This is a genomic window from Thermoplasma acidophilum DSM 1728 (assembly GCF_000195915.1).
In the GTDB taxonomy this organism is placed as follows: domain Archaea; phylum Thermoplasmatota; class Thermoplasmata; order Thermoplasmatales; family Thermoplasmataceae; genus Thermoplasma; species Thermoplasma acidophilum.
Window position 1 is genome coordinate 655,822 of sequence record NC_002578.1, and the last position, 22,139, is coordinate 677,960.

Here is a 22,139-nt window from a genome sequence, read left to right on the forward strand (position 1 = left end):
AGGGATTTTTCCTGAAAGTCGGGATCGATTCGGAAATACCGGCGGAGTTAATGATACATGGAATGGTGAAATAGTCGTCCAGGACTTCTACAGAGGAGCAGTGGATATGTTCCTTGAACCTTTAAAGCCTCATCAAGGATCGTGGTGATTGGTAGGGTGGAAGGGACCCTGTGGAAAATTCTTTAACTGGTATCACCAAGATGCTTGGATTCCAGGCTGTCCTAATCGATCCTAATCTAAGGCTGAAGTATCACCCGGATTCCTTGATAGATCCGAACATGGAAGACATAGATAGGTTTCAGTTCGGTTTGTACAATCTCGTCGTTGCCATGACGAAGGGTGAAAAGATCTTGATGTTTTGAGATTGCTGGCCAGGGCCCAGGTGCGGTATGGAGGAATGATGGCCAGCAGAAACAGGTTTTCTAAAAATAGAGAGATCGTGTTGAGGTATGATGTGCTAGAAAGCTTTCTGAATTCAATTCATTCGCCCATTTGTATTGACAATAGAAGTGTGCGGAGGGAGGGATTTGAACCCTCGAACCCCTTCGGGAATGGACCCTAAATCCATCGCCTTTGGCCAGTCTCGACAACCTCCGCTTTTGTCATAGTATTGACGCGGTGGAAATTGAGCTGCTACATATAAAAGTTAGCTATCAATCAGATTTTCTGTGAACATTTTATAAGAAAGTTAGAGGTTTGAGGGAAGCATTAAAACTCCGATCTTTAGGGAGGAAATACACGGACTTCCCCCTCCAATAGAGAAGTTCGTAGTTATTTTACATATATTTTGGTAGAAGTAGGGTTAACGCGATCCTAACTAACACCTGTGGAAATCGGCATCTAGAACTGTATATATACGTACAAACAGAAGGCGATCTATGAATCAGGAAGCTTCGATGCTTCAGCAGACGGGTATCTTAGTGGATTCAATAAATCACTTTTTTAATGTGTCTGCTATACTAAAATATGGACAGTTTGGATGCGTATCTGGATTATATTTCAGGTATTTGGTCAAAAATAGACAAGAAATTTCACGATCAGGACATATCAGCTAAGGTGGCGATCCTACAGCTGGTTGCAAGGCCGTATTACTACTGGATACAGGAGAACCCAGCACAGGAAAAGCCTGTCGTTGAAGAATCTCAACCAAGAAAACAGGATAACCTTCGGGAAATAACTTCGAAGTATGGCGATGCACTTCAGGTTGACAGCGATACCGTGAAGATCGTAAAAAGGCTCAACACGGATGAATTCAACAAGCTCAAAGAAGACCTAAGGCAGTTGGGATTCCTTTACGACGCACAGCTAAGGGGTTTCAAGAAGAAACAGTGATGTGAATGGCATACATCTATCTCATGCGGCATGCGAAGACGGTGATGAACATAGAGGGGAGATGGCAAGGTATAAACGACAGCGACATTCCGGAGGAGAGTCTGAGGCATTTCGAAGAACGAATACGGTTCTTGGCCGGCAAGAATATAAAAGCGATATACTCCAGCTGTCTCGTCAGATCAATAAAATCAGCTACGGTTGCCGCTTCGATTCTTGGAATAGATCATATAGAAACTGTAAGGGGCTTTAATGAGCGGGATCTTGGACTGATGGAAGGCAAGACAAACGATGAAATAAGGGAGAAATTTGGAATAACGGATATTTACATAGCATCTAGAGCGATAGAAAGCATTCCCATGGTGGAGCCATGGCCAAAATTCGTTGGTAGAGTTATGGCCACACTCCAAGCATTCAGCGGTAGAGACGGCTCCTTAGTGATAACGCATGGTGGAGTTATGAGGGCCATATACAATACGTTAACAGGTAGCAATGAACGCAGAGTCATTTTTGATAACGGTTATATTCTTAAGCTTGAATTCTCTGGTTCTTGGAGAATATCGGAGATAATTGGCCAGTAGCTTCTAACTATTTTTAAAAAGGAACAAGTGATAATATGTATTGCATTCGAATATTTAAACGAATCGAAAGATTTATTTATAATCTATTCAAATTTGATATGCAATTTATAAGTCAATCAATAATAAAGTTTAATTTACTTATTCGGTTATTACTCAAAATTTAATACAGTTTTTCGGACGATCTATAAATAAATAACTTATGAAAAGTATAGATATAACCACGAATAATTAAATATTCTAGTGGGAAATTTCCAATTGATAGAAATGTATGAGATTAGGTTCCACGGAAGAGGTGGTCAGGGCGCTGTGACTGCCAGCAGGATACTGGCTGCAGCCGCCTTTGCCGAGGGCAAGTACGTTGTGTCCTTCCCATTCTTCGGTACGGAGAGGAGAGGCGCACCTGTTACCGCCTTCACGAGGATAGATGATTCAGAGATCTATCTGAAGAGCCAGATTTACAACCCTGACATCGTTGTTGTCCTGGACACATACGTTCTGAGAACCTCGAACGTCATGGAGGGGCTGAAGGAAAACGGAACTGTCATAATAAACTCACCCAGAGATCCTGCCGATTTTAACCTGGACGCCAATGTTGCAACCGTGGATGCAGTTGCGATAGCCGTCAAGCATGGGCTTGGAAGCAGGGCGAATCCGGTCATAAATACTTCAATGCTGGGTGCGTTCTCAAGGGTCACCGGAATAGTATCCCTTGAGAGTGTGCTGGAAGCCACGAGGCAGAACGTGCCGGCAAAGGTGAAGGAGAACATGGATGCTGTGAAGGAAGCCTACGATTCAGTTAAGATTCTGAAGAGGGAGGAGATAAGGTGATTTAAATGGTGCTTGTACCCGTGTCAACGGTTTCAACGAGGAATCATCTAACGGACAGCTGGCGCATACAGAGGCCAACCATACAGTACGATAAATGCATAAGATGCATGATCTGCTGGAAGTACTGCCCTGATAACGCCATAAATATAGAAAATGGGAATAAAGAGGCTCCAAACGAAAGGATTGCAAAGATGGAGTATCCTGTGATAGACTACAATTTCTGCAAGGGTTGTGGCATATGCGCCAATGAATGCCCTGAAAAATGCATAGATATGGAATTCGAGGTGATAGAATGAAGTCCGTCAATGAATTCAGGACCATAATGACAGGCAACGACGCTGTTGCCTACGGCGCCAAGCTTGCACGTGTCAAATTCATCTCAGCTTATCCTATAACGCCGCAGACGACCATTGTTGAGAAGCTGGCGAGCATGATCGCAAACGATGAGCTGGATGCAAAATACGTAGAGGTGGAAAGCGAACATAGTGCACTTGCTGCGGTGTTTGCATCGGAGCTTACCGGTGTGAGATCATACACGGCGACGAGCTCACATGGCCTGCTTTACATGCACGAGATGCTCCACTGGGTCGCTGGGCAGCGTCTTCCGATTGTTATGAGCGTGGTCAACAGGGCAATTGGCCCACCATGGAATATCTGGGCAGACCAGAGTGATACCATAAACCAGAGGGACACCGGCTGGATGCAAGTATACAGCGAATCCAACCAGGAGGCCATGGATACCATAATCATGGGATACAAGATAGCTGAAAATTCCGGCGTGATGCTTCCACTGATGTCCATGGAGGATGCATTCATACTTTCCCATACATCTGAGCCTGTTACGATGAGGGATCAGGATCTAGTGAATGAATATCTGCCAGATCTGGATCTTAAATTCAGAATAGACCCAGAGAATCCAATGGGCTATGGTTCATACGATACGCCGGATGGATCGTTCATGGAGTTCAAGAAGGACATGATCGATTCCATGAACAATGCGAGGAAGGTGATCAAAGAGGAAACACAGAAATTCAACGAAATGTTCGAGACAAACTATGGAGCCCTCATTGAAAGGTACAGGATGGATGACGCAGACTACGCCATCATAGCGATGGGTACGGTTGCCTCAACGGCCAGGTTTGTCATCGACAGGCTTAGGGAGAATGGCCTCAACATAGGCCTGATACGCATAAGGTATTTCAGGCCGTTCCCGTACGATGAGATCCTCGAAGACCTTAAGAACGTTAAATCTGCAGGCGTGATAGACAGATCGGTAAGCTTCGGCTTAGCTGGAGTTACGTATTCAGAGGTTATCTCCGGTCTCTACGGAAGAATCAACATCCCAGTTTCCAGCTTCATAGTCGGAATCGGAGGAAGGGATGTCAGGATAGAGGACATCGAGAGCATCGCCGAGACGATAAGGAATGGATCCACCGGGACACACTGGATAAACGTAAAGAGGGTGGTCTAAATGCCGACATCGATACCAAAGGAAGAGCTCATGGCGCCAGGGCACACGGCCTGCCATGGTTGCGGTGCAACGCTCGCCATGAGATATGTGCTGAAAGCTCTTGGAGAGAAGACGGTTGTATCTGTTCCAGCTTCTTGCTGGGCGGTCATCCCGGGGGCAATGCCCTTCAGGACGCTTGATGTGCCGATGGTTTATACACCATTTGCAGCCACAGGTGCAAGCATATCCGGGCTCAGGGAGGGCCTGGATATACAGGGGAAGAGCGATTACAACGTGGTCGGGTTTGCAGGAGACGGCGGTACCGCTGATATCGGCCTGCAGGGCCTCAGCGGTGCAATGGAACGCGGCCACAACGTCTTCTACATAATGTACGATAACGAGGGCTATATGAACACAGGCGTGCAGAGGTCTGGAAGCACGCCTTACGGTGCGAGAACAACTACAACGCCCGTTGGAAAGGAGAGGGATTTCAAGAAGGAAAATAAGAAGATTGTCGCGGACATGATGATAGCGCAGAATGTCCCATATGTTGCAACGGCAACCGTCGCCTACCCTGAGGATCTGATAAAGAAGATCGAGCATGCGAAAGCAGTCCATGGTCCAAAGTTCATACAGATACTCGCCCCATGCCCGACTGGATGGTACTACCCACCTGAAAAGACCATAGAGATCTCCAGGCTGGCGGTCCAATCCAGGATGTTCCCGCTGTATGAATTCATAGAAGGTCGCTTTTACCTGAACAAGAGCTTCAAGCCAATCGACGTGTCTGAATACGTCAAGGCCCAGGACAGATTCAAGCATCTGAATGAAGGCGAGATCGAGAATCTCAGGAGATACGTGGAGGAGAGGTGGAATCAGCTCCTGGAATGGGAAAAACTATACGCAGGCCCAGTCAAGGCCTGATTTTTTCACATTATTTTTTTAATTTTTGCGGAAAAGCAGACCGTAATGGTGGGCACCAGCTTCTATCTCTTTCACTATGTCGAAATTATGCGATGATATGAGCAGAAGGGCATCCTTCCTGTCGATCCTTATATCCACTGGAGGGCCGTGTGTGGTTTCGTCCTTCTTCCAGTCTATATCAACGAGATAGCCACCATCCCTGAGTATGCGATATATTTCGCCTAGAACAGCATCTCTGTCGTCGAAATCGTGAAATGCGTTGGCTATGAACACAAGATCAACGGTGCCGTCCGGAATTGGGATATTTTCGGCCCTGGCCTTCACTGGGATTATATTGGAATGCCCATCGATCCTCTCTTTTAGTATCTCTATCATTTCATCCGAAGCGTCAACCGCATACACCTTGCCGTCCGTTCTGCTGGCCAATGGCAGGGTGAAGAATCCTGGGCCACACCCGAGATCAACTATATCGAAACCAGGAGAAATGGGAAGCTGATCAACTATCCTGTCCGGATCTTGCCATTCCTTCCTGTACATAGATATCATGAATTCAGCATGGTTCTTTCCAAAGTGCAACGATACACCTAAGCTTCCATTCTTAAAGAGTATAAATAACTTATCTATGGATCGTCTTCGCTTCGATCATCGCGTTATAACTGAAAATGGGAACAAGCAACCACTGGTTATGGTTATAAACCTATCATCGATATCGATGGCAATGATGAGTTATGATTTCAATTCAAAACCACTCCTCATATTCTGGGAAACCACTAAGGCATGCGGCCTGAAATGCGAGCACTGCCGCGCCTCGGCCATACTGGATGCGCTTCCAGGTGAGATGACCTTCGATCAGTCAATAAATTTTCTCTCGCACATAAAAGAGTTCGGAAAGCCTTATCCTATAGTCATCTTAACCGGAGGAGATATGCTTAGAAAACACAGAATATGGGACATCATGGATTACCTGAGATCTCAGGAGATACCTTTTTCGGTCAGCCCTGCGGTCACGGATCTCCTCACGCATGAGGCCATCTTGAAATTCAAGGAATTCGGCGTTTCATCTGTTTCTATAAGTCTTGACGGAATGAGAGAGGTGCATGAGAAGGTACGGGGTGTAGCAGGCGTATACGATGATACAGTTAAAGCAATAGAAGATCTAATCTCCACCGGTATCTCAATGCAGATCAACACCGTTGTGATGAGGAGCACCGTGCATGATCTGCCCCATGTGCTCAAACTTATAATCGATAAGGGTGTAAAGGTCTGGGAGGTCTTCTTTCTCATAAAGACGGGCAGAGGCATAGATCGCGAAGACCTTTCACCGGAAGAATACGAAAATGTGAACAAATTCCTGCTCTTTGCCACTGGCTACGGCATAAGGATAAGGACGGTGGAAAGCCCGATATATAGAAGAATAACCATGCAGTACGGCAAAAACGGTTTGATCAAAGGCGGGCGCCTCTTTGATGAGCTCAGGGAGGAAACAGTAAGCCTGATCGGCAACCCGTCAAAGGAATATGCAAGTTCGGTGATACCAACAAGAGACGGCTTCGGCATAATATTCGTGGGCCATGATGGAGAGGTGTATCCAAGCGGGTTCCTGCCTTACAGCGTTGGAAACGTGAAGGATCGGAGCATAGTGGACATCTATAGGAACAGCGATCTCCTCAACAGTATAAGGAACCCAGATAATCTCCACGGCAAATGCGGACTCTGCGAGTACAGAAAGGTCTGCGGCGGATCTAGGGCACGGGCTTTCGCATACACAGGCGATCCGTTTGGAACGGATCCTAGCTGCATATACGAGCCAAGCGCTGTTCCAGAATAGGATGGAAATAGGAATCACTGGCACAGGACGGAAGACAGGCACTTTACGGACCTGTCTATGTTAGCCTGTGTTACGTCCCTTATCTTTTCTTCGCCCATCATCTTGATGAGTATGCCATAATTCACATCTATTTTCCAGATCAATTCTCCTCCATTTACGGATATGAACAGATCGAACGATATCGAGGAACCTGCTATCCTCCCCTTGCCTTGCACATGAATCGTGCGATTTTCCGAATCCAGGTATGAGAATGCTAACTTTCCAGATATCTTGCTAAGGTACGATGATCCCATCGATGATACGTCCAGCCTGACCTTGCAACTGTACCCATCATCATTCCTTTCAAATGAACTGACCCCGGGCAGGCAGGGGCCTAGCTTTTCCGGATCATGGAGCATCTGCAGTGCAGCCTCATCCTGTACGCCTATTCTGAACTTTCCAGAGTATATCATTGTTTACCACCTATTATGGATGATATCGCATATGCCTCGGCTATGCCGGCGTACTCCTCATCTATTGTGCCCCTCCTTTCAAGTGCCCGTGAGATGATCGGATCCGATGCATAACGTTTCTCGAAGGCTTCCAGCGTCGCATCCAGATCCGGATCCTTTAGATCGATCACCGTTCCGAAGTGATGCATGACTCTCTTCGCTATCTCCTCGCCAACCAAACGCCCGGTGGTAAACTTTCCACCGACAACGCTCAGCAGAGTATCATCAAGATCCTCCTCGCCAACTATCCTGAAGCTCCTGCTGGCGGTCCTTGCGTCTTCGCCCGCGTCCTCTATGAGTGGTCTAACTGAATAGTAGTAACGCTTGATCGGCATGATCTTAACGGCCGGTACGAGTTCAGACATGTCATCGATCATCATCTGCATATCCTCTGGTTCAGGCCTGAAGCTGTCCGGGTCCTCAACAACCACGGCAGAGGTTCCCAGTATTGAATTGCTCCAGTATGGGAGGAGTATGTCTGCATCTGATGGTTCGCGCATCCTGTTCAGTATAGCTGTGGAAACGCGTCCTTCAAGAACAACCATGATGCCGGCAGATGGCATAACTGGGGTCTGCTTGAGCCCAGATCTTTCAAGTATCTTTCCGGAAAAAGGGCCTGTCGCATTGACAACCGCGTCGAATTTTTCGCTGATCTCCTTGCCGGATCTTTCATACTCTATCCCGGTCACGGAATTACCCTCGATGTCGATTTTCTTCACATCAGAGTATGTCCTGATCTTGGTGCCCATCAGATGCGCAGCTGCGGCCACTGATACCACGAACTCGTAGGATCTTATCACCTTGTCTGGAACACGCATGGCCCTTCTGGCGTTCTTCAGCTGTGGGTTGTCCCTGGCGAATTCCTCTATCGGAATCTCAGATATGTCTATGCCAGCCCTCCTGCAGGCATCAAATAGCACGTCTCCAAACTCAGCTTCGTCATCGTTTGCCGCCAAGAAATATCCACCGGTATTCTCAACGTATCTGTGCCCTATATTGCTTATTCTCCTGTTTTCAACTATGCATTCACGGGCAGATACCTCATCGTTTGTTGCGTACCGCGCACCGCTGTGCAGCATACCATGAAACCTTCCGGATGTACCGGAATCTATGTCTCCCCTTTCGAAAACTGTAACATCGTATCCAGCATACGCAAGGTAATATGCTGCGAATATTCCATTGATTCCTGCTCCGATTACGGCTATTTTCTCAGACATTGACATCACTCTATCAGCGATATGAACCTGTCGCCTGTATTAGTTATTATGCCCCTGCATCCCATCTCTTTGAGGCGCACTGCTGTTGAATAACTGTCAACAGTCCACGGGATTACCGGCCTTTCCTTTATTTTATCGAACACCTCGTCGATGATGGCGTAATAGGGAAGTGCAACATTGTTATTTACGGCGTCATCAGCTTCATCTGGGGATTCAAAATCCAGCCCTGTGATGATGCCATCGTAGTGATCGCGTACGTACCGCATGGCCGATGCATTGAAGGATATCATGACGACGTTGTCGTTCATGCTCCTGTCGATCACCATGCGGGCAACGTCGTCTGTAAGCTTCCTCTCAGCGTTGTCAAACTTCTCTATCTTGATCTCTATGAAGAAGTTGAAATTTTCAAAAGCAGAAAGGACATCTGAAAGGCGTGGAATGGTCGATCCAGATGCGAGCCTAATTTTGGAGAGATCATCCCATTTCAAATCGCCTATCCTTGAATTCCTTCCGGCCAGCCTGTTCAGATCAAAATCATGAAAAACGACTGGAACGCCATCGGCGGTGTACTGGACGTCCAGTTCAACAGCGGGCATGCCGGCATTGAAGGTAGCGTTGAATGATTCCACAGTATTTTCCAAGCAGAGCGACGGAAGCCCGCGGTGTCCGATGACGAGAAATCTGTATTTTTCCAGAAAATGCATGTGTTGTAATGCTTTTGTTGCTTAAATTTGTGCGTCTGATCTTATGTGTCTGAATAATGCTCGTTGGAATGGATTCCCAGGAAGGTAATTCAGGAAGATTCAGTGCGGATATCTGCGGCACCGTGTTTCGATAATTGATGTGAATAAAATCAGACTTAAGGATAAAATATTTTCATAACTCATTTTCATATAATTTCCGTTTATTTGAAATAGAATATATTAAAAAAATGGAGATCCGTGACATTCAATATACCGTAAATATTTCGCATTGTGTGATAGATACATTCAGATAAAATTAAATTATATAATCGTAATTATGGTCTGTCCTTATGGACATGGTGACTTGAATGTCAGGAAAAGCTGATCCACTTGAGATCGCGAAGGAAGCAAAGCCTTCGCAGGCAAACAACGAAGTGGAAGAGGATCCGTTTGAGATCGCGCTAAAACAGCTGAGGAAGGCTGCAAAGGTTTTGAATCTAGATGAGCAGGCCCTGGAGATACTGAGCTCGCCGCAGAAGATCCTGCAGGTGAGCTTGCCCGTCAAGATGGATGACGGCAAGGTGAAGGTATTCACCGGTTTCAGGGTCAGGCACAATATAGCCAGGGGCCCGGCGAAGGGAGGCATAAGGTTCCACCCGCAGGAGACCCTTTCTACGGTTAAGGCTCTGTCTATGTGGATGACTTGGAAATGCGCCATAGCAGACATACCCTATGGTGGAGCGAAGGGTGGTATCATATGCGACCCATCAACGATGAGCCAGGGCGAGCTTGAGAGGCTCAGCAGGGCATACATAAGGGCTATAGCTGACTTCATCGGCCCTGATGTGGATGTACCTGCACCTGATGTAAACACGAACCCACAGATAATGGCATGGATGCTGGACGAATACGAGAACATAGTCAGGCACAATGCACCGAACGTCATAACCGGAAAGCCCCTCGAGGTTGGAGGATCACTTGGAAGGTTCGATTCAACCGGTAAGGGAGGCATGTTCGTACTCCGCGAAGGTGCAAAGAAGATCGGTCTAGATCTTTCCAAAGCGCGCGTGGCTGTGCAGGGATTCGGAAACGTAGGTCAATTCGCAGTCAAATTCGTTGAGGAGATGTTCGGAGCAAAGGTTGTCGCAGTTTCGGATATAAAGGGAGGCATATACAGCGAGAATGGCTTCAAATTCGATGATCTGCTGGCCTGGAGCAAGAAGATAGGCAGTGTCGTTGGATTCCCAGGTTCGAAGCCCATAACGAACGAGGAACTGCTTGAATCCGATGTAGACGTCCTCATACCGGCAGCAATAGAGGAGCAGATAACTGCAAGGAATGCGGATAAGATCAAGGCAAAGATCATACTTGAACTTGCCAACGGCCCGACAACGCCAGAGGCCGATGAGATACTGTACAAGAAGGGCAAGCTCGTGCTTCCTGACGTGCTGTCCAACTCCGGTGGTGTCATAGTGTCCTACTTCGAGTGGGTCCAGAACAACTACGGCGAGTACTGGAGCACCGAGGAAGTGACGAACAAGCTCGATGTCAAGATCACGAAGGCCGCAAGGCAGGTCCTTGAGACTATGGACAAGTACCATGTAGATCCCAGGACTGCAGCTTATGTCATTGCGGTGAAAAAGGTCGCAGATGCTATGAAGGTAAGGGGTTGGTACTGAACCCCGCCTCTTCATTTTTAACAAGCAAAATTTTAGGTATCGAATCTGGTCTGTTTTGGCATTTTTGAAGATTTGAACATTGATAGGTTCTCGTCTTCTAGAAGGTATTTCTTGATTGTTTCAGCCTGATGGACAACCGAAAAGCTCCTGGTTCTACCATATTTTCCCATATTTCTGTCGTCCATGACCAAAAGCCCGTAATCGGCTAGCTCTGTTAGAAGATCGCTGATTCTCCTCGGGCTTAGAGGGCTGAAGCCCAGATCATCGCATATTCTCCTGTAATTCTCATATATTTCTCCGGTTATAACTGAATTTGGCTCGATCTCCTGGGTGACGACAGCGCTCAGCAGTACGATCTTTGAGTGAAGTGGAAGCGTACTTATGGCCTCGCGGAGAACGTTCATCTCATATCTCTCCCTTGCTTCATAGATCTCGTTCTCAGTTATCTTGTTTCTGTTCTCCCGTATGGCGATCTCGATGGCTATCCTCATGAGATCTATGGCCTTCCTGGCATCACCATGCTCCTGTGCACCGATTGCAGCGCACAGATTTATAGCGGTGTCATCCACCACACCTGGCCCAAGAACCTTATCAAGCCTTGATGATATTATGTCCCTTATCTCGCTGGCGTTGTAAGGCGGAAAAACTATACTTTCCTGGTTCAGCCTGCTCTTTATCCTTGCATCAATATTCTCCAAGACTGTGGTATCGTTGGTAATTCCGATCATGGAGACCCTGACCGAGTCCACATCGGTCATGAGCTTCAGCAGGACGTAGAGCGAATCTCCGCCATTTTTCTTGATCAGACGATCCATCTCGTCCAGTATTATTATGAAGAACTTCCCCGTTTTCTCGACTCTTTCGACCGTTTCCCTGTAGATCCTGTCTATTGGCCAACCCAGCTCTGGTATCTTTTCCTCACCAGCAGAGTTGGCTATTGCCACTAGAATAGAATAGGGCGAATCATAGATTTCACAGTTCACATAAACTACGGAAACGTTGCTAGCTGCTTCCACGAGCATCTTCGTCACATACTTCGTCGTCGAGGTCTTCCCAGTGCCCGTTTTTCCATAAACAATTATGTTAGATGGCCTGGAACCCCTCATTATGCTGCTCAGTATCGTTACCATTTCATTTATCTGGTTTTCCCTATGTGGGAAAGAATCCGGTACGTAGTTTTCCTCCAGCAATGAAAGATTAGCCTGAATTGTGCGGGTTCCAGCGAAGCGAGCAAACGGATTATCCATAGAGACATGAATAACGACACTCAGTACAAAATGTTTTTGCTACGAGAAGCGTAAAATGCGTGTTTATAATATTTAATCCTTAAATGATCAAATGCCGGCAGAGATTCAGGCAACCACCTTTTCTCTCTTCTTTTCGTAGTACTCCTTCACGGCACCTATGAGGTATATCGATCCAGTGACCAGGACGAAGTCGGATCTTTTTGCGGCCTCGTTCACGGCATCTATTGGATCAGGGATCACTCTGGCCTCTGAAAATAGATGGCCGTAAAGATCGTAGAGTTTCTTTGGATCTACCGCCCTTTCCTTCTCCTCCGGGGTTGTGAATATTATCCTGTCTGAGATCTGGCGTATGACGTGGAAGTATGCATATGAATCCTTATCTGATAGTATACCGGCAACTATGAGGGGCTTCTTGGTGAATACCTTGCGGAATGTATTGGCCATCTTGTTCACGGCAGGTGGATTGTGTGCCGCATCTATGATTATCAGCGGATCTCTGCTTATTATTTCAAGGCGGCCAGGCCACCTTGCGCTTTTTATCCCCCTCTCAATGTCATTTTTTTCTAGGCCTATTCCAGAGGCTTCTATGGCAAGCACGGCGGTCGCTGCATTCAGAGCCTGGTATTCACCTATCAGGTCGGTTTCAAGGTGATATGTCCCGTTCATGCCTTCGAAATCGAACGATGTGCCAGCTTCGGATAGATTCAGGCCCCGTATTTTTTGGGGATCGAGCATGATCAGTGGCGATCCGCGCACCTGAGATATGCTCTTTATCGTCTTCACAACTTCAGGCTTCTGATCCTGAAGCACTATTGGCCTTCCCTCCTTTATTATGCCGCCTTTTTCGTATGCAATAGAGGTAAGCGAGCAGCCAAGCTTGTCTGCGTGTTCGTAGCCCACCTGCGTTATCACGCTCACTAGAGGCATAATTATGTTGGTGGCGTCAAGCCTTCCGCCGAGCCCAACCTCCACTGAGGCATAGTCAACCTTCATATCGGCGAAGTACTGAAAGGCCATCATGGTCGTGACTTCAAAAAATGTTGGGTTTCTGTTGATCTTGGCAAGATCCTCTATCATTGGCCGGTATTTTCCTATGAAGGAATCTATGTAATCATCAGGTATCATACTGTCGTTTACCATTATGCGTTCGTTGAATTTTATCAGGTGTGGAGATGTATAGATCCCTGCGCTGAATTTTTGCCTTAATATTGAGTATATGAATTCCGATGTAGATCCTTTTCCATTTGAACCTGTTATATGGAAACTTTTGAACCTGTTCTCAGGATGCCCGATCATGTCAGCAAAACCTCTCATCACATCGAGGTCAAATTTAATGCCTTCCCTCTTCAATCCATAAAGATAATCAAGATTTGAGAGCACGAATTGAAATCATAAGCCGATATATTATATTATCATGCATTTCATAGATACCACTGCTTTTTTCGCGCGAGGGATTTTTGGTTCATAGAGATCTTCTAGGCCTGGGAGCGCAGTAAAACTCCGACATTCAGGCATGATATATACGGATTTCCTGATAAAGAAGTTCGTGGTCATTTTACTTATACTAGAGCAGAAGGGGGCTGGTGCGATCCGAACTAACGCCTGTGGAGATCCGCATAGAACATCAGCGGTATATGCCCATATGGGCGAGGACTGGTCTATGAATAAGGAAGCTTCGATGCTTCAGCTGAGGAGTAGATCATATTGGATAATAGGACAATTTGCAATCAAGTGTCGCGGATTCGGCATTAAACGAAAACTACATAACTAACCTCACTATTTTCTGTAAGCGCAGGCTTGCCGCTTCACATCTAGAAACGCATCAATGAGGATGGAGCATTTAGCGATTTGGATTAAATGACGCCTGCATGAAAATCTCTGATGCGCGGAGGTTGTCGAGACTGGCCAAAGGCGATGGATTCAGGGTCCATTCCCGAAGGGGTTCGAGGGTTCAAATCCCTCCCTCCGCACTGGCATTTTTAAAATTGTGACAGTTTTGATATCGCCAAAGATCATCGGATTACCGACATTACCTTGGTTGTTATGGAATAAAGAAGGACAATCGCAAAGGAAGAGTATGATATGGTTGAAAGGTATGAAAAGAGGTAGTATCTGAAGTTCATCTCTCTTATATTATAAACGAGAAAAGATATTGCTACCGCTATAACGCTTATTATTATCTGGTACATTACTCTGATTACGAGAGGAAGCGAATCCATCCATCTGAGAGCTGGCAATAGCGTTATCACATTGACGACGGTCACAGACGCAGATGCTGTTATGATAAACGATGATATGCCTGAGTATATCAGCGATATATAGAGTATAGATGATTCCAGAAGGCTTATCGTCAGTGCTATGAGCAGCACATAATTTATCGTCTGATCCCATTTTGGAAGAACATCGCCTAACTTCCCATATGGTACGAGTAGGAGGAATACTAAAAACCACATGGATACGGAGTAGAATATCACAAATAGGTCATAATAATTGATTAGGCGGTGCCTTGCGTAGTCCACATAGGTGGCACGCTTCCAGAATTTTATGATACGATAATCTAGCCCTGAACGGAGGAACCTTGAATAGAGGCCAGGGGCAAAGATCTTGTATTCCAGTAACTCAAAAAAAGGCTTCCCTTTTGACCTTTCAATCTCAGAGCTGAGATTGCTCTGATACCTTATTCTGGGAATTCGTTCGATCCTGAACGAAATTCTGAATGGATTTTTGAACATCATGAAGTAAAGTAGAAATGAAAAAATAATGGTGGAGACAACGTATGCCGGCAGAAAGATGATTGAAATTTTTATCATGATGTATTTTAAAAATTATCATTTTTCTATTTATAAAATTTTTCACTTTGCAAATAATTGAAAAATTTCACCTTCAATTGACGGTGTTGAAGTATATGATCATGCCTTGCCATAATTGTTCCTGCCATTTCTGGATATATTGAATCGGAACGACGACAGGAATTCGAAATCGGTGTTGTAGAGATCCCTTACGTCCGTTAGGCCGTAATACATCATGGCTAGGCGTTCAAGCCCCATCCCCCATGCCATAACGGGAGCTTTCAGGCCGAGGATCTTCAGAACCTCTGGTCTGAAGAGACCCGATCCGCCGAGTTCCACCTCTTTTCCATTCACGCGCACAACAACATCGAGACTCGGCTCAGTATATGGGTAGTAAGATGGAATGAGCTTTATGTCATTGAACCCGAGCTTGGCGTAAAAATCTCTCAGTATCCACTTCAGAGTGGATACACTGACATCTTTGCTGTAAACTGCGCCCTCTATCTGGTAAAATTCTGCGAGATGCTTCCAGTCAACACTCTCGTGCCTGAACACCTTTTCCACGGAGAATATTGCCTGTGGAGGTTCATTGTTTTCATAGAGATACCTTGCTGTGCTAACCGTTGTATGTGTCCTCAGCACAAGCTTTCTAGCTTCTGCATCTGACCATCTGTATCCCCAGCCTGAGTATCCATCAAAGCCCTTTTCATGTATCTTTCTTATTTTCTTTGATATTTCGGGATGATCGATATCGAAGCTGTCCGCTTCCACATAAAAAGTGTCCTGCATATCTCTGGCAGGATGATCCTGCGGAATGAAGAGCGAATCCATGTCCCAGAGAGTCGATTCTATGTAATGGCCGCCCATCTCCGTGAAACCCATATTCAAAAAGATCTCTCTTATCTCTTCGATCAGATAAGTCATGGGATGCTTGAGTGATGACCGTATAACCGAGGAAGGAGAATTCAGGTCATACTTCCTGAAATTCTTCGTCTTCCATTCCCCAGATGCTATAATGGATGGATCCAGCGATCCGATCAGGCCTTCGCCGCCGAATTCAGCTATGGCCTCATATGCCGAATCATTTAACCTGACAATACGTTCAGTCCGGATCTTTTCATCTATGACACCCGATCGATGCCTAAAATGATCTATCATGGCGGTATTCTTCGGGTCCATGGATTGCAGAAATCTCTGCCTTTCCTCTATTGCGGCTTCTATCCCTGAATTCCTGTAGATAAGCTTACCTTCCTTCGGTGTTATGCCGAATTTTGCGAGCTGGGCCAGCGCTATCCTGTAGGTGTCTGGCATGAGATCCCTGATCTCATCCATCGTCATCTCCCCTCTTTCCTTTAGCTTCCTGTAGAGTACAAGTTCTGGAAGGCCCTCTCTGAGGTATCTCTTCCCCTCAGATGAAAGTGCGTAGGTTTTTATCTCCCTGCGTTCCACATCCAATAGACCCTTGACCTCCAGCCAGGAAATGGCACTTGCTATCTCTCGATCCGAAAGGCCTTCTACTGACAATTCTGATTCAATAGCCGTTGCGCCTCTTGATTGGATAGCCCTTAGAACGCGATACTCCGCTTCGCTGATCTGAACCATTGGTATGGGTATGTGCATATGTTCTATATACTATTTCATCATCGATCCGGATCGGTTATACCATCCTTCTTGATATTGCTCGCAGGAAGACTGGATGCATGGTGACAAGTTCTTATTATGGAATCTTCGACGAGAATTTCTGGATCTATGATGTGAAATAAGAATAATAAAACGAAATCAGTCAATTTATGCCTCATTATTTCTTAAAATAATTCATATAAGCATAAATTTTTTATATTTATAAATGATATCTATATTGTGAAAAACATGAAATCCGAAAAAGGCATATTATCATACTTGAACAATCTGAGATTGAACATAGGAATAACGTTAACTTTCATAGCCTTCTTTCTTATAATAAGCCCACTGTTGCCGGGAGTTAACTGGTTTAGGCTGGGAGATTTCACACTCGACATGGTGAATTTCTACCACACAGTGATGATACCGTTTGCTTTTCTCCTTATTCTTTACACTTCAGAACTTCTTGATATGCCGGCCATTATAAAGAAGCCCATCAACATGAGCACCATACCGATCCTTGTATTGACAGCACTCGGAATGGCGTTCTTCTATCCGGCTTCAACTCAGTATGCAGATTACGTGCTGCAGGCTCTCAGGGATATCTGGATGGTAGTTATCGCGGTTCTTTTCCTCATCGGAGTTCTCATGTTCCCATTCAGGAACAGGAAGAGGTTTAACAGTATATGGGGCTCATATTTCCTTATACTTGCAGCGACAGTATCAGCAGGGATAGCAGCCGTTATGGGCATGGTGTATGAGTACGGAAACCTCTTTGGATATTCATCCATTCCATTTTTCAATTCGCTGGTCAATTCATGGGGAGGATTGCAGACGTTCCTTGGAAATCTTGTAACGTCGCATTCTCATGAAATGCTGCCAGCTGTTATGGGCGGCATAGTGGCTGTCGCCGCCATTTCATTTGGATATGAGAGGCTAGATTTCACAAAGAGAACCATCGTAAATGCCGGAATGGTTGTAAGCCTCATAGGTGTCATTGCGATGACCTATGTTTATATAATTTCGTCATTTGGCACATATGTCATTCCGACGCTGTTTGCATTCGGTCCGGGAGGCATGGACGGTCTTGCAGACGATGATACCCTTACGGGCATCGTTGGATGGGGTGCGCTGATATCCATCGTTGGTCTTTATTATGCGGCAAAATCAGAGAAGAATGGTGAAAGCAGGCTCGTTGTACTCGCAGAGTTGTTTGTCTGGCTTGCAACCATGGCGGTTATGGTGGGCGTTGGTTATGCCATAGAGTTCAATGAGGCGTTTTTCGGCTTTGCAACACCCGGTGTACCACCAAACGGAGGGCCTGGCTATCTTTACGATATGGCATACACGAATGGCCACCTGCTCTATGCGTTCTTCATGATGCCGTTGATTGCTGGATCGCTAATACTGGTATACAGATACGCACCTACGGCCAGGATAAAGCTGATCTCGGCGTATCTCACCTTCTTCGGATCCGTAATAGGCGGCTTTGGTCTCATCTACTACGTGATCAATCTCCACTGGGTACTGGAAGCCATAGGTCTGGCACTCATAGTTATTTCTGTAGCAATCTCTTCAGTCTCTTTCTTCATGATTGGAAGCGAGAACAAGAAGACAGTTAGCATTTCAGGACATACGGGATAGGCATATTCATAAAAAGAATCACTTGAAAAATTATCTTTTCATTTTTCTATATTTTTGGATTGAACCTCAGAAAAAAAGTTATGAATAAATTTGCAATTAAGTTTACGAATAAAGTATCTGATTTTATGGCCTCATATTTTGAATGCATTGATGTGTCTAAGACCTATGCGAAGGGGCAGACCGCTCTTAGAAGCGTTTCCTTCGAGATACCGATGCATGGCGTCTTCTCGCTGATAGGAAGAAATGGTGCTGGCAAGACCACACTTGTGCGCATACTTGCAACCGAGCTCATGCCAACCTCCGGTAAGGTTTTCATCGACGACATCGATATAATAAGAGAACCTGATAGCATTCGAAGGAGGATAGCCATAATCCCACAGGAGGCTAGAGCCATATCATGGCTGACTCCGATGCAGACGGTCACCACCTTTCTTCTATACAGGGGCATAAGGTATTCCGAGGCGAAGGCCAGGGCAAAAGAGGTGCTTGCGGATCTGGGATTAGCTTCCGTTGCTGATAGAATGAACAGGATGCTATCAGGCGGGCAGAAGAGGAAGGTTCTGGTCGCAGCGCTGGTGGCATCGGATGCCGATATACTGTTCATGGATGAGCCAACGACAGGGCTTGATCCCATATCTAGATCAGAACTGTGGGATATTCTATCGGATCTGAAGAAGGAGAAGTTCATATTCCTGACTACGCACTATCTTGAAGAGGCCGAGAGATTATCGGATCGCATAGGCATACTCGATCAGGGCGAAATGAAGGCCATAGGAACCATGTCCGACCTAAGATCCATGGTACCGAAGAAGTACAGCATAAGCCTCGTAGATAAAGAGAACGGAAACATCGAGATTGAAAATAATGGTTCAGTTATAAAGGTGGGAAGCAGGATTTTCGTCGATGAAAATGAGGCATACGTCATAGCGAGGGATCTGATAAATAGGAACATCAGGTTTTCAATAAATCCCGTATCCCTTGAGGATATATACTATAGCATAGCTAAGAAGGAAATAGCTGGTGGGGAAAGTGTACAGGACTAGCCAGATGGCTGCATCCATACTGGTCAATGCGATATACGCGATGAAGAATTTTCCCATAACACTGGTCAACACGCTCCTATCGCCGCTTTCCTTCCTTCTTGTAATTACGCTGGCCAGCCACGGCAGGCTTCTCTCGGTTTCAGTGGGCGGAGCACTCATAATGTCCATGATATCCAGTGGCATAGGCCTCCAGGGGGATCTGTCGCATCTGAAGAATGACTTCAAGCTTCAGGATATGGTGGTGAGCTCTCCGACAACAGCCTCAGTGTACCTCATCGGCATGGCCATATCAGAAATAGTGTATTCGATACCTGCCCTAGCTGTTCTCGGAGTCCACGCGTCAATATATATACACACAACGGTTGTAGGCGTATTTCAGATAGTCGCGGTAATGGTACTGATGTTTTCATTCTCAATACTGCTTGGTTTTACCCTCGCAACAATAACGTATGACATCATACAGAGCTGGGCATTCTCAGGCATAATCTCGACGCTTATATCGACAATACCACCGGTTTATTATCCGATAACATATATTCCAATGCCATTCAGATATGCTGCCTATGCATCACCAACAACCTATGGTGCTGAGCTTGTACAGAGTGCCATTGGGTTTGTGCACCTTTCTGGAGCATCGTTCATTGTTGACTGGGTAATACTCATAATGATCAATGTGGTATTTTTCATAATTGCCTTGAAAAAGGCCAGATGGCGCGAGATATGACTTAATCTTCTTCATATGAAACCGGGAGGCCTGTCTCAAGCCATTTCTGCATGCCACCTGGAACGTCATAGACCTCGATTCCCTTGGAACTGAGAAGCTCCACAGCGACACGGCTCCTGTTTCCGTGAGCGCATACAACGGCGTATTTTCTATTCTTGTCAAGTTCCACCGGTTCCTGCATTATACTGGAAAATGGTATATTCACAGATCCTTCTATGAATCCGGAAAAGAGTTCAAACTCTTCTCGTATATCCAATACAACGAAATCGTCAATCTTGGCATATAGTTCTTCGGCGTTTATCGATCTGTAAAATGCATAGGGGTAATATCTGACCCATGATCCGTCCGTGTTATCGTACACTATTTTTACGTTTGCAGGCAGATTCATGCTTTTTAGAAGAGCCAGATCTCCTTCGATGGATGAAAAGACCATCAGGTTTTCATTTCTCAAATCTGGTCTTGATGCAACGGACATTACGTCCTTCGCTGGTATGGGAAACGAAAAAGGCGGATGGGCTTGATTGTAGACATTGATCGGATCCGTATCTATGATTATGGACGATCTGCCTGAAAGGATCTCCATTATTTCTTCTCGATATTCGTTACCTTTAGCCAGCTTCACGAATGTGAACTACCTTTTGAAATATAAATGAATTGTAAACGCTTAAGATAAAATCAAGGCGAATGATCTGTTAGTTTCATCTTCGCATACAGTATTCTATAGCCGAGGAAACGTATTAATTGGATCATATTATTGTATTTATGAATAACACAGCTATTGAGACTGTAACAGAATCATCTTCATTCAAATTCTCCGCAATAGGATAGTTGATCCAGAATCCGCATAATTTCTGCTATCGAATGATCAGTATTGTATGAAGACCAACCTTTCATGGATGCAGGCATTCTATTGTAAAATATCATCCTCCATTGATTTCAATCTTCTCATATTCTTGGACCGGAGTTTTCGCGATCATCAAACATCATAATTCGTTATAATCAGTTCCTTTATTCCATTCCTCCTATTACCTATTGAATTTATGTTTCTTTTTGCATCGACCTCGATAATGCAGAAATCTTTGTATAGTTCTTTAATGAATTCTGTGCTTGAGTTGGATTCCATCACATAAACGCCTCTTTTGGAGAGCTCATAATATACCCTGAAGAGCCTCTCTTGATCCTTTTCATCGAATCCTGAATTTGTGTACTCTGTGAAGTATGAGGTCCTATTCAATGGCATATACGGTGGATCGAAATACACAAAATCACCCCTAGTTGCATGTGAAACTGCCATTTCAAAATCTAAATTCAATATGGTGCATGACTTTAGAATATTGGAAAACGCCATTATATTCTCTGAAGATGGCATTCTTGGATTCGAGTATCTGCCAAATGGAACATTGAATTTATTTTCTGAGTTGACCCTATAAAGCCCGTTATAACCGTGACGGTTGAGGTAAATGAGAAGGGCAGACCTTTTCACTGGATCTTCGGTTGAGTTGAATAATGATCTTGCTTCATAATAGTCTTCCCTATTATTTTTGAATTTTAGATCCTTAAGCGCGGCAATCAATTTTAATGGATTTTCCTTCATAGTTTTGTATAGGTTATATAGATCTTTGTTCGTGTCTGAAACCACAGCACTTTTGATTTTGTTCAGTGAATAAAGTGATATCAACAGAGCAGCACCTCCTATAAATGGCTCATAATATGTGTTGAATTTGGCTGGAGAATATTTAAGAAGAATTGGGAGCAACTGCCTCTTTCCGCCAGCCCACTTCAAAATTGGTCTATAATACTCGGCTAATGACTGTTCCATGTTGTTTATCCAATTCGAAAGATATCAATTTATTATATAGACTTTTAAGAGAGAAACCCGGTGCACTGTTGTACTTGGTTCAGTTATCTGTCTAATATATTCTCTATTATATTCTCTGAGGTTGGAGATAGATCAGAAATCCCACATTCTTCAGGAGATCCGGTTCTGTGAAAAGATCCGAAACGCAGATAACAGTAACTACGATACTGCACTTAGATAGAAGGTAACTGTGTACAACGCCAT

At 45.1% G+C, this 22,139-nt stretch carries 22 protein-coding genes and 2 tRNA genes; 13 read left to right on the forward strand and 11 right to left on the reverse strand.

The window, feature by feature from the left end:
- Nucleotides 1–170 precede the first annotated feature (170 nt).
- Entirely contained in the window at nt 171–362 is a 192-nt protein-coding gene (locus tag TA_RS08115) for a hypothetical protein (RefSeq protein ID WP_156778484.1), read from the forward strand.
- Nucleotides 363–512: 150 nt separating this feature from the next.
- Here TA_RS08115 and TA_RS03210 read toward each other — a convergent pair.
- Nucleotides 513–597: transfer RNA gene (locus TA_RS03210), tRNA-Leu, on the reverse strand.
- A gap of 369 nt (nt 598–966) precedes the next feature.
- Here TA_RS03210 and TA_RS03215 point away from each other — a divergent pair.
- The 6 genes from TA_RS03215 (at nt 967) to TA_RS03240 (ending at nt 5,112) form a co-directional block, all read left to right on the forward strand.
- Nucleotides 967–1,332 (forward strand): hypothetical protein, encoded by a 366-nt coding sequence (locus tag TA_RS03215; RefSeq protein WP_048161682.1) that lies wholly within the window; start codon nt 967–969, stop codon nt 1,330–1,332.
- 5 nt (nt 1,333–1,337) lie between these two features.
- Entirely contained in the window at nt 1,338–1,910 is a 573-nt protein-coding gene (locus tag TA_RS03220) for a histidine phosphatase family protein (protein ID WP_010901048.1), read from the forward strand.
- 264 nt (nt 1,911–2,174) lie between these two features.
- On the forward strand, nt 2,175–2,738 hold the full coding sequence (locus TA_RS03225; RefSeq protein ID WP_010901049.1) for a 2-oxoacid:acceptor oxidoreductase family protein: 564 nt from the start codon (nt 2,175–2,177) through the stop codon (nt 2,736–2,738).
- A gap of 5 nt (nt 2,739–2,743) precedes the next feature.
- Entirely contained in the window at nt 2,744–3,034 is a 291-nt protein-coding gene (locus TA_RS03230) for a 4Fe-4S binding protein (protein WP_010901050.1), read from the forward strand.
- Nucleotides 3,031–4,209, forward strand: a complete 1,179-nt coding sequence (gene porA, locus TA_RS03235; protein ID WP_010901051.1) for a 2-ketoisovalerate ferredoxin oxidoreductase subunit alpha — start codon at nt 3,031–3,033, stop codon at nt 4,207–4,209. Before TA_RS03230 ends, porA begins: the two co-directional genes overlap by 4 nt.
- Nucleotides 4,210–5,112 (forward strand): 3-methyl-2-oxobutanoate dehydrogenase subunit beta, encoded by a 903-nt coding sequence (locus TA_RS03240; protein WP_010901052.1) that lies wholly within the window; start codon nt 4,210–4,212, stop codon nt 5,110–5,112. It abuts the gene before it with no gap.
- Between the two features lie 18 nt (nt 5,113–5,130).
- Here TA_RS03240 and TA_RS03245 read toward each other — a convergent pair whose 3' ends face one another.
- A complete protein-coding gene (locus TA_RS03245; protein ID WP_241761891.1) occupies nt 5,131–5,658 on the reverse strand; it encodes a class I SAM-dependent methyltransferase in 528 nt (175 codons plus the stop codon).
- Between the two features lie 139 nt (nt 5,659–5,797).
- On the opposite strand from TA_RS03245, the gene TA_RS03250 reads away from it, so the two are divergent.
- A complete protein-coding gene (locus TA_RS03250; protein ID WP_241761892.1) occupies nt 5,798–6,940 on the forward strand; it encodes a TIGR04053 family radical SAM/SPASM domain-containing protein in 1,143 nt (380 codons plus the stop codon).
- A gap of 14 nt (nt 6,941–6,954) precedes the next feature.
- Here TA_RS03250 and TA_RS03255 read toward each other — a convergent pair whose 3' ends face one another.
- The 3 genes from TA_RS03255 to TA_RS07860 are packed head-to-tail and all read right to left on the reverse strand — an operon-like array spanning nt 6,955 to nt 9,352.
- Complete coding sequence (locus TA_RS03255; RefSeq protein WP_010901055.1) at nt 6,955–7,392, reverse strand: CoxG family protein; 438 nt, start codon at nt 7,390–7,392, stop codon at nt 6,955–6,957.
- Nucleotides 7,389–8,648: an FAD-dependent oxidoreductase gene (locus tag TA_RS03260; RefSeq protein WP_156778485.1), complete on the reverse strand. Its 1,260-nt coding sequence runs from the start codon at nt 8,646–8,648 to the stop codon at nt 7,389–7,391. Before TA_RS03260 ends, TA_RS03255 begins: the two co-directional genes overlap by 4 nt.
- A gap of 5 nt (nt 8,649–8,653) precedes the next feature.
- A complete protein-coding gene (locus TA_RS07860) occupies nt 8,654–9,352 on the reverse strand; it encodes a glycerophosphodiester phosphodiesterase (protein ID WP_010901057.1) in 699 nt (232 codons plus the stop codon).
- A gap of 347 nt (nt 9,353–9,699) precedes the next feature.
- Here TA_RS07860 and TA_RS03270 point away from each other — a divergent pair, with 347 nt between their 5' ends.
- Nucleotides 9,700–11,010: a Glu/Leu/Phe/Val family dehydrogenase gene (locus TA_RS03270; RefSeq protein ID WP_010901058.1), complete on the forward strand. Its 1,311-nt coding sequence runs from the start codon at nt 9,700–9,702 to the stop codon at nt 11,008–11,010.
- 32 nt (nt 11,011–11,042) lie between these two features.
- Here TA_RS03270 and TA_RS03275 read toward each other — a convergent pair whose 3' ends face one another.
- Nucleotides 11,043–12,257 carry an ORC1-type DNA replication protein gene (locus tag TA_RS03275; RefSeq protein ID WP_010901059.1) on the reverse strand — a complete coding sequence of 405 codons (1,215 nt, stop codon included), beginning with the start codon at nt 12,255–12,257 and terminating at the stop codon, nt 11,043–11,045.
- A gap of 105 nt (nt 12,258–12,362) precedes the next feature.
- The gene (locus TA_RS03280) at nt 12,363–13,637 is read right to left on the reverse strand and encodes a bifunctional folylpolyglutamate synthase/dihydrofolate synthase (protein WP_010901060.1); all 1,275 of its coding nucleotides are present in this window, start codon (nt 13,635–13,637) and stop codon (nt 12,363–12,365) included.
- A 505-nt stretch (nt 13,638–14,142) separates the two neighbouring features.
- Between TA_RS03280 and TA_RS03290 the strand changes: the two genes are divergently transcribed.
- Nucleotides 14,143–14,227: transfer RNA gene (locus tag TA_RS03290), tRNA-Leu, on the forward strand.
- Nucleotides 14,228–14,269: 42 nt separating this feature from the next.
- On the opposite strand, the gene TA_RS03295 is transcribed toward TA_RS03290, so the two are convergent.
- Complete coding sequence (locus TA_RS03295; RefSeq protein ID WP_048161688.1) at nt 14,270–15,067, reverse strand: hypothetical protein; 798 nt, start codon at nt 15,065–15,067, stop codon at nt 14,270–14,272.
- A 99-nt stretch (nt 15,068–15,166) separates the two neighbouring features.
- On the reverse strand, nt 15,167–16,648 hold the full coding sequence (gene pheS, locus TA_RS03300; protein WP_241761893.1) for a phenylalanine--tRNA ligase subunit alpha: 1,482 nt from the start codon (nt 16,646–16,648) through the stop codon (nt 15,167–15,169).
- 267 nt (nt 16,649–16,915) lie between these two features.
- Here pheS and TA_RS03305 point away from each other — a divergent pair, with 267 nt between their 5' ends.
- The 3 genes from TA_RS03305 to TA_RS03315 all read left to right on the forward strand — a co-directional run bounded on the left by TA_RS03305 (nt 16,916) and on the right by TA_RS03315 (nt 20,077).
- Nucleotides 16,916–18,310: a hypothetical protein gene (locus tag TA_RS03305; protein ID WP_010901062.1), complete on the forward strand. Its 1,395-nt coding sequence runs from the start codon at nt 16,916–16,918 to the stop codon at nt 18,308–18,310.
- A 125-nt stretch (nt 18,311–18,435) separates the two neighbouring features.
- Entirely contained in the window at nt 18,436–19,353 is a 918-nt protein-coding gene (locus TA_RS03310; protein ID WP_010901063.1) for an ABC transporter ATP-binding protein, read from the forward strand.
- Nucleotides 19,340–20,077: an ABC transporter permease gene (locus TA_RS03315; protein ID WP_241761894.1), complete on the forward strand. Its 738-nt coding sequence runs from the start codon at nt 19,340–19,342 to the stop codon at nt 20,075–20,077. The genes TA_RS03310 and TA_RS03315 overlap by 14 nt, the downstream gene beginning before the upstream one ends.
- Before the next feature lies 1 nt (nt 20,078).
- Here TA_RS03315 and TA_RS07865 read toward each other — a convergent pair whose 3' ends face one another.
- Together TA_RS07865 and TA_RS03325 are read right to left on the reverse strand one after the other, a co-directional pair.
- Nucleotides 20,079–20,660, reverse strand: coding sequence for a rhodanese-like domain-containing protein (locus tag TA_RS07865; RefSeq protein ID WP_010901065.1), 582 nt, complete (start codon nt 20,658–20,660; stop codon nt 20,079–20,081).
- A 393-nt stretch (nt 20,661–21,053) separates the two neighbouring features.
- Nucleotides 21,054–21,896 (reverse strand): DNA adenine methylase, encoded by an 843-nt coding sequence (locus TA_RS03325; protein WP_010901066.1) that lies wholly within the window; start codon nt 21,894–21,896, stop codon nt 21,054–21,056.
- Between the last annotated feature and the right edge of the window lie 243 nt (nt 21,897–22,139).